Below are 16,433 nucleotides of genomic sequence, written 5' to 3' on the forward strand. Positions count from 1 at the left end.
ACCTACTTCCGAAAATTTTTAAGCTCTTCTTCGAGTTTTTTCTTCTCTGCCTCGAAATCGTATTCTTCCTGAGAGGAATCGTTTTCTTTCTCCACTTCTCCTTCTTGGAACCATTCCGGGAGTTTTTCTGTCCGAATCGGCTTTCTTCGCCTATTCGTTTTATTTTCCTTTTTCCCTTCAGCCCACTCCAAATACTGCTTGTGTTCCTTCTTGGCTAAATCCATTGCTTCGCTTGCAGTCGTAACCTTTTTCCTCGACCAATGAGATGCGATTTTTTCCATATATCCCTTTGTCAGCTTCATATCTGTTTTTAATAGGACATATTGTATAAGAACGTTCATAACACCAAGCGGCAGCTTCTGTGACATGAGCACTTCTTCTACGGCCTGCAGATCAGACTTAGAAGGGGCACCGCCATTCGAAATATCAGATAGTACGTCTTTTGGAGACGTGTTTTCAAGGTATTCAATCAGCTCCTCTTCTTTGGAGAGGGGTTTATACGCTGGTTCAGGTTTCTTGGTCTCGATTCTGGTAGTCAAATCGGGCAATTGATCCCCTGTTTGTAGCCCATACCAATCCCGTGCAGTTTTACGCAATAATTCTATATCGATGGTATCATCAGCATCCAGGGAACTTAAGACGATATTTTTCATTTGAATAGGATCGATGCCGTATAAATAGCTCAGCTTCAGTACCGTTTCCTTCACAGTCGCTGTAAAGGCTTTTCGCGGAACCATGGATTCGGATAATCCCGCCAGCAATAACTGAAAATCAAAATCGATGTCGTCTAATGGAATCCCTTCATTCCTTCCATAGTTCATATATTGTTCACCAGACTTGGTTTCCGAATCCACATTTGCATCATGGTGAAGAAAATTAATTTGCTCCGATGTAAAAACATCCTGAAAGGATCGAGTGATATTCGAGTACTGCTGTTTATCAACCGATTCGTCAGTGAAAAACTTCTTCAAACGCAAGTAATGAGTTCTGCCGATTTTCCGGTAAAGATACACATTCAACATACCATCATGAAAGAATTCCTGAGGGGAAAGAGGAGGCTGCAGTTCATAGAGAAAGCTGCGGTCCCCGTTGTCCCTTTTTTCATATGCCTTTAACAAGCCGATTCCCTCAAGCTTCATCCGCGCTTCGTAGACGTCCTGAAGATTCACGGACAGTATGTTCATAAGGTGATAATGGGTGGAATCAGTCGACCAGAGCCGATTTTCTTCGACTTCTCCCCATAAACTCATATAAAGACTGTAGCACACTGAACCAATTAAAGGCTGGTACAGAAATGTAATGATTTTCCGGTCATATTCCTGAAGCATCCCATTTGTCCCTACCGTGTAGGGATCGATTGGCTGTATTTCATTCCAATGCTTCTTCATCATAGTTGGATTCTACCTTTCAAAGAAATAAAGAGAAAAGAGCTAAAGAATTACATCTTCAGCTCATTCTTCTACTCTTTTTTTATTAATTCTTTCAGTTCGTCTATAAATACATTAATATCCTTAAACTGTCGATAAACAGATGCAAAGCGTACGTATGCAACTTCATCTACCTTGGCAAGTTGATCCATGACCATCTCACCGATCTTAACGGATTCTACCTCAGAAGCACCTTGATTTCGGAGTTCCTTTTCAATATCCGTTGAGATCTTTTCTAATCTCTCAAGAGGTACCGGGCGCTTCTCACAAGCCTTGATCAACCCTCTCAAAATCTTCTCTCGACTAAACTCTTCTCTTACCCCTTCTTTTTTCACCACAATTAAAGGAAGCTCTTCTACCTTCTCGAAGGTCGTGAAGCGAAAAGTGCATTCTTCACATTCTCTTCTTCTCCTGATCGAACGTCCTTCATCAGCAGGCCGGGAGTCCACCACTCGGGTACCATTATGCTGGCAAGACGGGCATTTCATAATATCAGCTCCGTTATTACATACTCTTACTTTCATCATATAAAAAAGCTGCGCTGTACACAAGCTTCTATGGGATTTACCGTTATTTCACTTTTGTCAATTCACTATCAAGCTTCTGATAATAATGGCTGATCTGCGCTTTTAACACCGTATATGTACCAAAGACCTTCCCTTTGTCTGCACTCACCTTGAAATCGACTGCCGTTTCAAAAGGCCTTACGGTGATGACTGTTGCGACGATGAACAGTTGGGGAGTCCCATTTTTACGAACCGTGATTTCCCCTCTGTCCTTAGACTGGGAAATCACCTCATATTCAGAGGATGAGAATAACTCTAGTACTGCATTAAATGCACCTTGATGCATGGATTTATAATATCGTGATTGCAGGTCTTTATCTTCGTGCTTATCAGATGTCTCACATTCTGATTGAAATCGTTTAAACAGGGTACGTATTCCGCTCATATAAAGTTCCTCCCTTTATTTACCCTTATTTTACACGAAAACCGCACGAATGAAAATTCAAAATCAATTCCTTTACAAAAGCACAAAAAAAGAGATGCATCCAATACGCATCTCTTCTGAGTTATTTTCAATTAAAGGGCTTGTGCCTGAGACTTCTTCACTTGTACCGGACCCATACCACGTGGCAATTCGATTGTTTCACGCGTGTCAGCACCAAGAGCATCTGCAATATATTCAGCAGCGATGTTAGGATCTAAATCACCGCAAGTATATACATCTATACTGGCATAACCATGTTCAGGAAAACTGTGAATAGTCAGATGTGATTCTGAAATGATCACAACTCCACTCACACCTTGAGGAGCAAATTTATGGAAAGCTACCTCACGAACCTCTGCACCTGATTTAAGTGCAGCATCGACGAATGTTTTTTCAATTCCTACTACATCGTTTAATTTTTCAAAATCGCAACCCCATAATTCCGAGATTACATGACGACCCATTGTTTCCATTGAGTGTTTCCCCCTTTGACATAATTTTTTTCGTCAAAATGAACGTGTCCTTTGGCAAAATCTTAACTACCACGGGGGAAAGTTAGTCCGAAGAGGTCCTAACCCTTTAAGTAGTTAAATCAGTATTCATTTGCTAATAAGAAGTTCACGAAAAATAGTATACTTTGTTTAAAACTGTTTTGCAATAAATTTTTATAAACTTTTTTATATGGGTGGACGATCGGTTGATTGCAACGAGATTATGCGGGTTATCACCCAAAATAGTAAAGTGAGTTTTGGATTATGTTCTAAATGTTGACCGTTCCTTTTCGCTCCAGGCACTTGCTTTCCGCGGGGCGGGCGGTGAGCCTCCTCGGCTTCGCCTGCGGGGTCTCACCTGTCCCGCTATTCCCGCAGGAGTCAAGTGCCTTCCGCTACAATCCACTCTGGGATGCTACACTTTTTCTAATTATACTTTTTGATAGATAAACATAAAAAAGCTCCTTTGCAGAATTTGTTCCTAAAATATTTAATACATCCCCATTAAATAAAGTGTTCTATACCATCATTCTTAAAAAGCGAAATAAAAGAAAAAAAACGCACCTGGAAAGGTACGTTCTAAGGATGATGCTTATTGTTTATGTTGATTCTTTCAAACGTTGACTTCTTGTTTTGCGTTCATTTTTGTTGCTACGAATTTAGCCAGATCGACGACGCGGCATGAATAGCCCCACTCGTTATCGTACCAGGCAAGTACTTTCACTTTTCGATCTCCCATTACCATCGTGGATAATCCGTCGATGATCGCTGAATGAGGATTTGTATTAAAGTCGATCGAAACCAAAGGTTCTGTTGTGTATTGCAGCACTCCATGTAAAGAACCAAGAGATGCTGTAATAAATGCTTCGTTGATTTCTTCTACTGTTACGTCTCTTTTCACATCTACAACCAGGTCCACTAGTGAAACATTTGGTGTAGGGACACGTAATGCCATTCCGTGAAGCTTGCCGTTTAATTGAGGCAGAACCAATGATAATGCTTTTGCTGCACCAGTCGTTGTCGGGATGATCGACTGGCCGCACGCTCTCGCTCTTCTCAAATCTTTATGGGGATTATCAATATTTTTTTGGTCATTTGTGTAAGCATGGACTGTCGTCATAAGTCCGTTTTCAATACCAAATTGCTCATCTAATACCTTCGCAACTGGTGCTAAGCAGTTCGTTGTACAAGATGCATTTGAAATCACGCTGTGTTCTTCAATATTTAATGCGCTTTCATTTACACCCATCACAATGGTAACGTCTTCATTTTTACCTGGGGCCGTCAGGATGACTTTTTTGGCTCCCGCTTCTAAATGCAGGCTCGCTTTGTCTTTTGAATTGAATTTTCCTGTTGCTTCAATGACAATATCAATATCCAATTCGTTCCAAGGTAATGCTTTAGGATCACGATTGCTTAATAGTAGGACACGTTTCCCGTTGATGATGAGTGCATCATCTTCTGTCACTACATCTGCCTGGAATGTTCCATGATTTGTGTCATACTTTATTAAATGGGCTAGCGTTTCAGCTGGGTAGCTTGCGTTAATGGCTACAACCTCTAAGTTTTCCTCTAATATTGCTTTTCTGAAAACCATTCTCCCAATACGTCCAAAACCATTGATTGCAATTTTCGCCTTCATAAATCCGGCTCCCCTCTATATTAATGTTATACTTATATGTTTATTTGCTAAAAATAGTATAACATATTTAGAGAATTAGTTAATAAGTATTTTGCGGATTTTTAATGTTTTATTATTCTGACAAATCAGCTTATTGAATGTATATTTTTATGGATTGGATTCATACATTTTTTCAATGAAATAGATTTTGATTTTAACATTGATCGTTCCTTTCCGCTCCAGGCACTTTCTTTCCGCGGGGAGGAAGTCGAGCCTCCTTGGCTGCGCCTGCGGGGTCTCGACCTTTCCTCTATTTCCCGCAGGAGTAAAGTGCCTACCGCTACAATCCACTCTGTGCTGATATATGTTTAGTGCCTATACATTTGAAAGACAAACACCTTAAAGCCTCTATAGTTACGATTAGAATTTCTCCTATTTACAAATACAAACCAAAAATCAATATTTATCAGCATAACTACTAATTATAGTGAGCCATAATAAAAAGCCGACAAGAGGTTTCTTGTCGGCTCATTTGCCATTCTATGGTTTTAGATTCCACTCCACTAAGAGTGCATCAAGCTGTTCTTTGGTCTCATGTAGAGATCCGTTGTTGTCGATGACTGCGTCGGCAAGGCTTGCTTTATCCTTTAAGGGGAATTGGGAAGCGATGCGGGATGATGCGTCTTCACGGTTAAAGTTGTTCCGCTTCATCAGGCGGGATAGTTGGGTTTCTTGATCCACGTATACCACGACTGTGCGATCAACCATCCACGTCAAATCACTTTCGAATAAAAGAGGGATATCCATGAAAATCGTGTGTTTACCAGCTGCAATGGCTTCATCTTTATGTGCGAGCATCATGCTTCTGACGGCAGGATGAACGATTCCATTCAGCTTTTTTCGTTTTTCTTCAGAGTTAAAGATGATTTGACCGAGTTTTTCCCGATTGATGGTTGAATCGTGATCGTGCAGTATGTGTTCACCGAATTCTTCCACAATCGCAAGATAAGCAGGCTGATCAACCTCAACCACCATACGGGCGGCAAGGTCGGCGTCTATTATCGTATATCCTTTTTCATTTAACATAGTTGAAACTGTACTTTTACCACTTGCAATACCACCTGTTAATCCTATAATGGTTCCCATTATCGTATTCCTTTCTAGCTCAGCCACTAAAACCGGAGGATCCCTATAAGGATCAAGAGAACTCCCGGAAGAAATGATACTCGATGAATCCACCGTAAATGAGAGAAGAACTCTCCCATCTTCAATCCTGAGAATAAGAACGTAAAGCTCATCAACAGGATTGCCAAAGTAAGTAATAATGGCGAGAAATTTAATAACGCGGCACCGATTCCGGCACCGAATGCATCGAGTGACAGGGCGATCCCAAGCATGAATGCCTCGATTCCCGTAATCGTACCCGATCTATCAAAGTCTGCCGTTAACGGCCTTCTTAAAATTTGAACCACCAGGCCTATGGATTTGATCTCAAAGTTAATCAGCGTCTTTTCCTGGGATAATACCGTTTCTTTTTCCGGTCTAAAGAACTGGTACAATACGGCCGCTCCTATTACAACTAGAATCAGCCCGCCAATTCTGCCAGCCCAAACCGGTGTGATGATGGATCCGATGGTTTGACCGAGCAACATGGCTAACAATAAAGAGCTTGCCGAACAAATGGATATGATGCTGATTGATTTTGTAGGGATTTTCACTTTTCGTAATCCGTAGGTTAAACCGGTGCTAAAACTATCAAGACTTACAGCAAACGCCAGCAGTAATAAGGAGATTGTTTCACTCATCTAATAGCCCTCCCAAAAATCATTACAATACTATATGGTAAGGGCTTATCAGATGTTAAATGTTCTTTCTACCGTTGGCAATCAGGACAATAGTGAGTCCCTCTCCCTGCAGAAACCTTCTTCTCAATGGGAGTCCCACATTGACGGCACGGCTCTTCTTTCCGGCTATACACGTAGAGGTTCTGTTGGAACATCCCCATTTGACCCTGGGAATTCACGTAGGATCGAATCGTACTTCCACCCATTTCAACGGCTTCGGTTAGCGTATGAATAATTTCTTTATGCAAACGTTCAATTTCTTCCGTTGAAAGGGATTTTGATTTCCTGTCAGGATGTATACCCGCACGGAATAACGCTTCATCTACATAGATGTTCCCCAGTCCCACGAGGACCGTTTGATCTAATAATGTAGCTTTCACGATTCTATCTGTCTTGCGCAGCTTCTCTGTTAAGTAGTCTGTTGTAAACTCGGATTGGAATGGCTCCGGTCCCAACTGCAGGAGGGGAAGGTGAAGCAACTCCTCCCCTTTCTTGAAAAGGTGCATCGTCCCGAACTTCCGGACATCACGGTATCTGAGTTCTGTGTTATCCGTAAAATGAAAGATCACGTGGGTATGCTTTTCAATCGGGTCCCGGCTATCGGATACGTTATACTTTCCCTCCATTCTCAAGTGAGAAACAAGGGCCACGTCGTTTAAGTAAAAGATCAGGAATTTCCCTCTTCTTCTCATCTCAAGAATTTCCTGCCCCTTCAAGCTATGAACAAACTCATCGGGTTCATCGGGGTTTTTAATCATCTTTGGCCAAAAAACCGAGACGTCTTTGATTCTCTTCCCGATAACAAGAAGCTCTAACGTCTTTCTGACCGTTTCTACTTCAGGCAGCTCCGGCACTATGCCACCTCCTTCTCAAACTCTATTTCGCGTCGTACCAAGTCTGTCCGTATGAGTAATCGACCTTTAATGGAACCTCAAGCTCCATTGCATTCTCCATCACTTCAGGAACAATCTTCTTCAGTACTTCGATTTCTTCTTCAGGTGCTTCAAAGATCAATTCATCATGCACCTGTAACAATAATCGCGATTGAAGATTTTCTTCTTTTAATCGCGCTGCCATATCAATCATCGCCTTCTTGATGATATCGGCTGCACTTCCTTGAATCGGCGTGTTCATCGCTGTACGTTCAGCGAAACTTCTTAAGTTGAAATTACGGCTCGTGATTTCAGGAAGGTAGCGTCGTCGATTCAGCAGGGTCGTCACATACCCCTTCTGCTTTGCATCCTGAACGATGTCATCCATATACTCTTTTACCCCGGGGAAGCTTTCTAAATATTTCTTAATGAATTCCCCTGCTTCTTTTCGTGTAATATCCAGGCTTTGAGAAAGACCGTAGTCACTGATTCCGTAAACGATTCCGAAGTTAACGGCTTTCGCATGCCTTCTCATATTGGATGTGACCTCTTCCTTTGCCACCCCAAAGACGTCCATCGCTGTTTTCGTATGAATGTCCATATCATTCCTGAAGGCTTCCACTAATTTTTCATCCTTGGCAATATGAGCCAGTACACGCAGTTCAATTTGAGAATAGTCCGCAGCGAACATGACCCAGCCCTCTTCAGATGGAATGAACGCCTGACGAATTTTTCTTCCTTCCTCAAGTCTGATCGGAATGTTTTGCAGGTTAGGGTCTGTCGAGCTTAGTCGGCCAGTTTGTGTAAGGGCCTGATTAAACCGTGTATGAATCTTACTGGAATCTTTATGGACGACCTTCAATAACCCCTCTAAATAAGTGGATTGTAACTTCCCTAACTGACGGTAATGAAGGATATGATCAATGATTTCATGTTTGGACTGCAGTTTTTCCAATACATCCGCAGAAGTGGAATAACCGGTTTTCGTTTTCTTGACGACTGGTAAACCCAATTTTTCAAAAAGAATCACCCCAAGCTGCTTGGGAGAATTTATGTTAAAGCTTTCGCCAGCTTGTTCATGGATATTCTTTTCTAATTCTTCCAAACGGTGAGCTAGCTCATCCTTCATGGTGAGCAAACGCTCCTGATCCACCTTCACACCCGTGAATTCCATTTCGGCTAAAATAAGGGCAAGGGGTAATTCTAACTCGGTGAATAATTCATAGAGATCATTTTCTTTCAACTCTTCCATGCATGTGTTCATTAACTCATGAAGAATGAATGCTTTTCGTGCAAGATGCTCTGATAGAATTTCAGTAGAAGGAATTTTCTGCTTGGCACCTTTTCCATAAACCGCTTCATCCGATTCGATAGAAGGCTGACCGTGTCCTTTTGAAATAGAAGCAAAGTCTTCACTCGATTCAGAAGGATTAATAATATAAGACGCTAACAGGAGATCGAACTCAATCCCTTTCATGTCAATTCCTTGTCTTTTTAAAGCAACGACGGTTTCCTTCGAGTTGTAAACATATTTCGCTGCGCTTTCGTTTTCAGCCCAATCCTTAAAGGCTTCAGAATTCAATGCGGTCTCAAGCGTAAAGAAAATTGTGCCTTTCTCATTGTGCAGACTCATCCCGATTATTTCTCCGAGGTGATAATTCTCCTCAAGCATTTCAATGTATAAAGAACTTTCGTCTGAAAGATGTTCTTCTGTGATGGTTTCAACTATTTCAAAGGAGATATCATCCAGCTCCTGGGGCTCCTCCTGGGTGGACTCACCCATCTTCTCAAGTAATGAGTTGAATCCGAGATCCCGGTATACTTCCTTTAGTTTTCCTTCATCCATACCATCATAATTCAATTCTTCTACTCCGATCTCGATTGGAGCTTCTCTGAGGATGGTCGCCAGCTCTTTACTCATGATCGCTTGTTCTTTATTTTCTTCGAGCTTTTCTTTTAATTTTTTCCCACTCACCTGGTCAACGGAGTCAAGCAGCTTTTCAAGGGAATCAAATTCTTTTAGCAGTTTGATCGCTGTTTTCTCACCTACACCCGGCACACCGGGAATATTATCTGAGCTATCCCCCATAAGGCCTTTCATATCGATGATGCGATCAGGTGTGATTTCCCACTTTTCTTTAATGTGCTCGGGAGTATACACTTCGATATCCGTTATGCCTTTTCTCGTAATACAAACCGTCGTAGTCTTCGAGCTTAACTGTGTTAAGTCCTTATCCCCGGAATACACTTTTACCTCAAATCCGTCAGATTCCGCTTGTAGAGAGAGTGTTCCGATAATGTCATCCGCTTCATAGTTTTCTTTTTCATAGCGCTTAATTCCGTAAGCATCCAATAGTTCACGGATATATGGGAACTGCTCGGACAATTCTGGTGGGGTTTTTTGTCTGCCACCTTTGTATTCCTTGAATGTCTTATGTCTGAAAGTCGTTTTTCCTGCATCAAACGCGACTAAAATATGCGATGGTTTTTCGTCTTCCAATATTTTTTGCAGCATGGTGGTAAAACCATACACTGCGTTTGTATGTACACCCTTGTCGTTATTCAATAAAGGCAGTGCAAAGAATGCACGGTAAGCAATGCTATTGCCATCGATCAATACTAATTTTTTGGACATGTAAGTACCTCCTGTAAAGGCTTCTGTTTCTATACGTATATTCTATCATGTTGGGGAATGAAAGGAAAAATGGGGCACTTATAATAGGGAAGGAGATTGCAGCTTTCATCTCAGAACTGCGTGCCACCAAAACAGAGCTTAGCATATCAGCTATCTTTCAGAAGCCAGCTTACATAAAAAAACTCTTGAAGATTGGATACTTACCCATCTTCAAGAGCTTCTTCATTTATTCCGTATATCCCATCAACAGCCTTGCATAAGGGGAGTCGGATGGTAAAATAATGACCGTTTTATCATCCACTGTTTTCTTATATGTTTCCAGTGTTTTATAGAGGTCGTAGAAGTCGGGATCCTTCGAGAACGACTTGTTGTAAATTTGTGCCGCTTCGGATTCTCCTTCTGCCCTGATGACATTGGCGTCCGCCCCCGCTTTTGCCAGCAGCTCCTTCACCTCACGATCTGTTTCAGCCGTGATTCTTTGTTTCTCCGCATCCCCCATGGAAAGGTATTCCTGAGCCTTTGATTCACGCTCTGAAATCATGCGCGTATAAACAGAGTTTTCATTTGCTTCCGGTAAATCCGTACGCTTCATGCGAACGTCCTGAACGACAATCCCATATCCATCCCTGTCAAGCAGCTCATTCACCTTGGCAGTCACTCGATCGTTTAAGCTTCCACGTGAAGACTTTTCATCATTGATGATTTCATCATACTCCAGCTGACCAAGCTCTGACCTGACGACAGAGTAGATGAACTCTTCCATTTTCGTCTCCGCATTGATCACCGTTCTTGCATTCTTGATCATTTTAAGAGGATCTTCGATTCGCCAGACGGCATAGTTGTCGATGAGCATCCGCTTTTTGTCTTTCGTATTGATTTCGGCTTCCGTTACATCATACGTCATTTGATGCTTAGGTAGGGTTGTGACAGACTGAATGAACGGAATCTTATATTTCAAGCCAGGTTCTTTGTCTATTCTTACAACTTCCCCAAATTGACGGACGACTTTATATTCCCCTTCTTTGACAATAAAGAGATTTGTAAATAGGAGAAGGAGGACAGCAAGGAGAATGACAAGGAAGATCCCTAGCTTTGTATACCGTTTCCACTCAATCGGTTCCCTTTTTTTGCGATTGATGTCAAAGACGTTTTGATCACTCATTCTCATCACTTCCTTCCTGTTTAACCGGGGCGTTTTGATTTTCCAGTTGACGGATAGGGAAGTATTTCAACGTTTCTCCACTATCCTTCATGATGTAGATTTCCGCATTTGGCAGAACATTTTCCAGGGTTTCCAACACAAGACGTTTTCTTGTGATCTCAGGATTCGATTTATATTCATTGTAGAGCTTATCGAAAACGGCTACATCTCCACGTGCCTGCTCCACACGTGCAATCTTATCCCCTTTTGCCCTGGACATGATCGCATCTTTTTCACCTTGTGCTTCATTTGATCGTTGGTTCCGGTATTTCTTTGCTTCGTTGATTTTCGTATTCATCGTTTCCCTCGCATCCGTTACGGCTGTAAAAGCTGATCGAACCTCTGCATTCGGTAGCTCTACGTCCTGTAATTTGACAGCGAGTATGGAAATACCAATATCATAATCATCTATAAGGGTGGTTAATAAATCCCTCACGTCTGCCTCGATTTCAGCTTTTCCCGACGTTAACGCATCATCTATCAAGGAGCTTCCTATAATGCTTCTTAGTGAAGATGAAGTGGCATCATAAAGAATTTCCTTCGGGTTGTCAGAGTTAAATAAGTAACTTTCAGGATCCGTGATTTTCCATTGAACCACGAGATCGGCGAGAACGATATATTCATCTCCTGTGATCATCTTCGTTTCTTTTGGGAAATCCTTTATCTTCCCATCCTTTTCTTCATACCCGAATTGAAGACTGAAGGTTTCTTTCGATAGGACTTCTACGGATTGCATTGGCCATGGCATCTTGAAATGCAGGCCAGGCTCCACAACCGGCTCACCGGCTTCCCCAAATGTCAACACAAGAGCTTGTTCCGATTCATCAACGGTATACCAGGAAGTCAATAGCACAACAATCAAAATAACCGCTGCCACAACCATCCCTGTTACCATGTAAATTCGTTTTAAAGTCATATGCACCCTCCCTTTTCTATCTCTATATCTTATTAAGCGCTTACTAAGATATACGGACTTACTACAAAAAGGTTTCAAGAATATTAAGAGAAGATGACAAATAGAGGCAGTATACTTTTTAATGAAAAATTAACTTGAGGAAAAAGGGGATGGATAAAGCCGGTACGTATAGTTTCGACCCACACCGACATTCATTTAAAGGCAACGCTTTCAAAATGAAAAGCGAAAAGACGAGAACGGGGTTAGTTCTCGCCTTTTCTTAACACCTTGGATGAAGGGGTTTCACTTAGTATCGTAACACCCTTTTATTAACAGGACTTAAATCTATTGTAAATGCAATGTAAAATAATTGTAAACTTACTAAGATTTGCTCGTCCCTTCACCCAACGTATAGCTTGAAGACTGTTTGTATAAGGAGACTGTGAACGTCGTGCCTTCATTCACTTCACTGTCCACTTCAATATTTCCTTCATGGGCTTCGATTATATGCTTCACAATGGCTAAACCTAAGCCCGTTCCGCCAGAATTACGGCTTCTTGCTTTGTCCACCCGGTAAAATCGTTCAAAAATGCGTGGAAGTTCTTCTTTACTGATTCCCATGCCATTATCCTTGATGCTCACATGAACCTTTTCTTTATCTTCCATCACTGAAATCAAGACATCTCCGCCCTTTGGAGTGTAAACAATGGCGTTGCTGATCAAATTAATAAAAACTTGCTTTAATCGATAGGAGTCTACTTCTGCAAGCCCCTTTGAATCAAAGGAAGTTTGAAGAGAGATGTCTTTTGATTTCGCTTTTTCATTCAGAATAGGCATCACGTCTTCAATTAAAGCAGCAACCTCAACCTCTTGAAGGGAGAGCTCGAACCCCTGTTTTTCAATCTTGGATAATTCCAGCAAGTCTTGTATAAGAGATTGCAGACGGTCGCTTTCCATCAGAATGATATCCAGGAAAGATTTTAACGTTTCAGGATCATTCATCGCCCCATCCAATAACGTTTCCGAGAAACCTTTAATGGAGGTGATCGGTGTTTTCAACTCATGGGAAACATTCGCGACAAAGTCTTTTCTCATTTGCTCGAGCTTTTTGAGCTCCGTGATGTCATGGAATACCACGACAATCCCTTTCCACTCATCGTTATGACCGATGATCGGAGCTCCATATACTTCATAATGCTTTCTTTCTATTTTATGAGGAAGAAGGATCTGCTTTCTTAACCGTTCCTCTGTCATGAAGATTTCTTCCACAAGCTTATTCACTTCCTGATAGTGAATGACCTCATGGTATCTTACTTTTTTCAGCTGGCTTTCTTCCAGATTAAAGAAATCCCTGAAGGTCCTGTTCGTCAGTACAACAAACCCGCGATGATCAATTAATAGAAGGGCACTCCCCATATTTTCAATCAGCGTTGTTAAGCGGTCCTGCTGCATTTCCTGGGAATTCACCATTTCCTGAAGATTACGCGCGAGAATGTTAATGGAGGTACTTAACATAGTCGTTTCATCCAGGCGGTCTTCGTATGTCCTTGCCCGATAATTCCCCTTGGCGAGCTCCATTGCCACATTCGTTGCCGATTCAATGGGCTTTGTATACCTCACCGTAATTCTCGAACCCAAAATGATAATGAGAATTAACGCAAGACCCAGGGAAACGGATAGCACAAACCAAATTTGCTGTATCCCTTTCTCGAAGGCTTCTACTTCGGTACTCATGATAAGCAGTCCATTTAATTGGTCATTCTCCCCCTTAAGCGGGTACCAGTAATACCTGTACTCCACACCCGAAGTCACAAGTTTTCTATGCTTTTGCTTTACATCCCAGTTCTCCTGGATTTCATTGATGATCCTCTTTTGCTGAGGACCAACCAGTGATTCCGAGGTTTCCGTATCATGGACTACACTCCCTGATTTATCTAGAATGGTAATCCTGACATCCAATATGTCACTCAATTCTTTGATCATGTCCGGATTGATTTCTTTCGGTGTCCCGTTTTCTTCAATGGAATTAGCCAGTAACCTTGCCTCTTTTTGAATACGGGAATTAAATGTATCCAGATAGAAATTCTTGAAGATTTGACCTAAAAGCAAACCAAGCCCTATTAATACAGCGATGATCAGGGTGATTAGAGCAAAAAGAAGTTTTGTTCTAAACTTGGTCATCGATTTTTAGGCTCCTCCAATTTATATCCAAGACCACGGATGGTTTTAATATATATTGGCTTTTTCGTGTTGGATTCTATTTTTTCTCGTAGATGACTGATATGAACATCGACTATTCTGGTGTCTCCTGCGAAATCATAATTCCATACCGCACTCAGCAGTTGATCTCTCGTCAACACTCTGCCTTTATTATCCGTCAAGTATAATAGAAGCTCGAATTCCTTGGGTGTTAATTCCAGTAATTCTCCTTGGAAATACGCCTCATATTGTTCAGGATACACCTTTAATTCCCCTACTTCCTTGTAATCCGTAGGTTCCTGGGCAACTGGTTCTGCCGCTTCCTGAATGGCCTGGCTGCGTCTAAGGATCGCCTTGACCCTAGCAACCACTTCACGTGGACTGAACGGTTTTGTCATATAGTCGTCCGCCCCGAGCTCCAATCCAAGAACTTTATCAAATTCGTCATCCTTAGCCGTTAACATAAGAATGGGGATATTAATCTTCCTTTGTCGCAGTTCTTTACACACTTCAATTCCATCCATGGAAGGAAGCATGAGGTCAAGAATAATTAAGTCCGGGGATTGCTCAATCGCTTTATCCCTTCCTTCTTCACCATCATGTGCCGTTGTAACGGAATAACCGGATTGTTCAAGATTGTACTTTAAGAGTGTTGCAATAGATTGTTCATCATCGACTACCAAGATTTTTTTGCTCATTCAATGTGCCTCCATACAAAAGAAAATTAACCCCAACATCCAACGTAATTATGTAATTGTACTTCCATTATAATATAAATCTCGGGGCTTACCATCATTTAAAGAGATTTAACACTTTTTAGTTTTCTTGCAGTGCGTTACTAAGTGACTCAAACGTTGTTCTCTTCTTTAATAGGATGTACGATTCCCGCTTTCATTATCATTTTTATGCATAATAAAAGGAGCTATGGATATCATAGCTCCCTCTTGTTTTTAGAAGTTTTCTAATGCATGACTATTCATTTTTTCTAAGCGATGAGGTGGACAAACCTTGATTGTCCCGTTAATAACCGTCTCACTCTCTTCATTCGTAGCCGATACATTGATGGTTACTAAATGATTATCCGGATTCACTTCTGTCACTTCAAATAGAAATTGTACTGTGGCATAGTGATAGACCGGCTTAGGGAATTCAATATTTTGCTCTACTATATGAGAGCCCGGACCAGGTAGATATTTAGAAACGGCTGACGTGATGATGCCTGTTAACATGATTGAAGGAACAATCGGCTTTTTGAATGGCGTTTGAGAAGCATAATCATGCTGGATGTATAATGGATTGGCATCATTTGTGAGCCCTAAGTAAAGAAGCAGTTCGTTATCTTCTATTTTTTCTGTAAGGGTCAGCTTTTCACCAATCGTCATTTCCTCGATTTTTCTTCCCAGTTTTCTCTTTTTCCCTAATAACATAAGAAGCACCTCCGTGTATGTAAACGATTACAATTTTAAATAATAAAAATTGTTTTTATTATCTGTCTATTAATATTTTAACATTTATAGGGTTTCCATACAAAGAGTTTTTACGCATGGGGTGGTTATTTTTAAGAGGATTCTCTTCGTTTACTATTTTGCTACTGACTCTGCGGTTATGCTCTGTTCAATGAGTTTGGTGATTGATAGTAAGAAGTCGATGAACAGAGCTATAAAGTTTGTTCAACTATGCTGCCCAATAATTGAAGAGGCAATGGCTTGGGAACAAGTTGGCTGATCTTCGCTTATTGCCCCGTTAGTTGAATATTTCTTATAAAAAATCTCCTCTTATTTAGCCTGTACGATTAGTATGCATCAAATGCAAAGTATAAGCTATGCTTTTAGTATCTGGTATTATAATCACTTTATTTCTATATTGATCTAACCTTGCTTCAAAATTTGCCCTATCCCTCTCAAAATCTCTTGTCCATTTATACATCATTTTTAACATAGTAATATCTGGTTTATAATTACACTTTTCAAAACCAAGATTCTGCTTTAAAAACCGAATTAGAATCCTTATCTTTCACTTCCAAAGTGGTGTATCACTTTTGAGCGGGGGGTTGCCTCACTCATCTTTCCAAGTTGTAGGTACTTTGAACTTATATGGATGAACAAGCAAATTTTCTTCGAAGCTCTTACCACTATCAAGGGGTAGAATGTTGAGTAAGCTCCTTTTCCTAAAGGTCAGTTCAGTAAAAAAAGGAGGTAGAATACGCTTCTGTGTTGAAAGCAAACAACTTTTTTCACACTTTAATTACTTTATTTGTA

General features: G+C 41.1%; 14 protein-coding genes. All 14 read right to left on the reverse strand.

Translation table 11 applies throughout. The features are described from left to right. Positions 1 to 2: 2 nt before the first annotated feature. On the reverse strand, positions 3 to 1,391 hold the full coding sequence (locus tag AAEM60_RS16850) for a replication initiation and membrane attachment family protein (protein ID WP_341356699.1): 1,389 nt from the start codon (positions 1,389 to 1,391) through the stop codon (positions 3 to 5). A 68-nt stretch (positions 1,392 to 1,459) separates the two neighbouring features. Next, the gene (gene nrdR, locus AAEM60_RS16855; RefSeq protein WP_044340490.1) at positions 1,460 to 1,915 is read right to left on the reverse strand and encodes a transcriptional regulator NrdR; all 456 of its coding nucleotides are present in this window, start codon (positions 1,913 to 1,915) and stop codon (positions 1,460 to 1,462) included. Positions 1,916 to 1,997: 82 nt separating this feature from the next. Further along, positions 1,998 to 2,378 carry a cytosolic protein gene (locus AAEM60_RS16860; RefSeq protein WP_299738953.1) on the reverse strand — a complete coding sequence of 127 codons (381 nt, stop codon included), beginning with the start codon at positions 2,376 to 2,378 and terminating at the stop codon, positions 1,998 to 2,000. A 131-nt stretch (positions 2,379 to 2,509) separates the two neighbouring features. Beyond that, a complete protein-coding gene (speD, locus tag AAEM60_RS16865) occupies positions 2,510 to 2,890 on the reverse strand; it encodes an adenosylmethionine decarboxylase (RefSeq protein WP_034756998.1) in 381 nt (126 codons plus the stop codon). 631 nt (positions 2,891 to 3,521) lie between these two features. Then, positions 3,522 to 4,550 (reverse strand): glyceraldehyde-3-phosphate dehydrogenase, encoded by a 1,029-nt coding sequence (locus AAEM60_RS16870; protein ID WP_341356700.1) that lies wholly within the window; start codon positions 4,548 to 4,550, stop codon positions 3,522 to 3,524. A gap of 519 nt (positions 4,551 to 5,069) precedes the next feature. Then, on the reverse strand, positions 5,070 to 5,675 hold the full coding sequence (gene coaE / locus AAEM60_RS16875) for a dephospho-CoA kinase (protein ID WP_341356701.1): 606 nt from the start codon (positions 5,673 to 5,675) through the stop codon (positions 5,070 to 5,072). Between the two features lie 26 nt (positions 5,676 to 5,701). Beyond that, positions 5,702 to 6,334, reverse strand: coding sequence for a sporulation membrane protein YtaF (gene ytaF, locus AAEM60_RS16880; RefSeq protein WP_299738965.1), 633 nt, complete (start codon positions 6,332 to 6,334; stop codon positions 5,702 to 5,704). A gap of 68 nt (positions 6,335 to 6,402) precedes the next feature. Further along, the gene (gene mutM, locus AAEM60_RS16885; RefSeq protein WP_341356702.1) at positions 6,403 to 7,227 is read right to left on the reverse strand and encodes a DNA-formamidopyrimidine glycosylase; all 825 of its coding nucleotides are present in this window, start codon (positions 7,225 to 7,227) and stop codon (positions 6,403 to 6,405) included. Between the two features lie 22 nt (positions 7,228 to 7,249). Continuing rightward, positions 7,250 to 9,880, reverse strand: a complete 2,631-nt coding sequence (gene polA, locus AAEM60_RS16890) for a DNA polymerase I (protein WP_299738969.1) — start codon at positions 9,878 to 9,880, stop codon at positions 7,250 to 7,252. Between the two features lie 226 nt (positions 9,881 to 10,106). Continuing rightward, positions 10,107 to 11,042, reverse strand: coding sequence for a protease modulator HflC (locus AAEM60_RS16895; protein WP_341356703.1), 936 nt, complete (start codon positions 11,040 to 11,042; stop codon positions 10,107 to 10,109). Further along, positions 11,035 to 11,997 (reverse strand): FtsH protease activity modulator HflK, encoded by a 963-nt coding sequence (gene hflK / locus AAEM60_RS16900; RefSeq protein WP_299738973.1) that lies wholly within the window; start codon positions 11,995 to 11,997, stop codon positions 11,035 to 11,037. Before hflK ends, AAEM60_RS16895 begins: the two co-directional genes overlap by 8 nt. Positions 11,998 to 12,357: 360 nt before the next feature. Further along, positions 12,358 to 14,157: an ATP-binding protein gene (locus AAEM60_RS16905; protein ID WP_341356704.1), complete on the reverse strand. Its 1,800-nt coding sequence runs from the start codon at positions 14,155 to 14,157 to the stop codon at positions 12,358 to 12,360. Beyond that, positions 14,154 to 14,873 (reverse strand): response regulator transcription factor, encoded by a 720-nt coding sequence (locus AAEM60_RS16910; RefSeq protein ID WP_299738977.1) that lies wholly within the window; start codon positions 14,871 to 14,873, stop codon positions 14,154 to 14,156. Before AAEM60_RS16910 ends, AAEM60_RS16905 begins: the two co-directional genes overlap by 4 nt. A 252-nt stretch (positions 14,874 to 15,125) precedes the next feature. Continuing rightward, the gene (locus AAEM60_RS16915; protein ID WP_299738979.1) at positions 15,126 to 15,602 is read right to left on the reverse strand and encodes a MaoC/PaaZ C-terminal domain-containing protein; all 477 of its coding nucleotides are present in this window, start codon (positions 15,600 to 15,602) and stop codon (positions 15,126 to 15,128) included. Positions 15,603 to 16,433: the final 831 nt, after the last annotated feature.

The sequence above is a fragment of the Rossellomorea sp. y25 genome (assembly GCF_038049935.1).
Taxonomy (GTDB): Bacteria; Bacillota; Bacilli; order Bacillales; family Bacillaceae_B; genus Rossellomorea.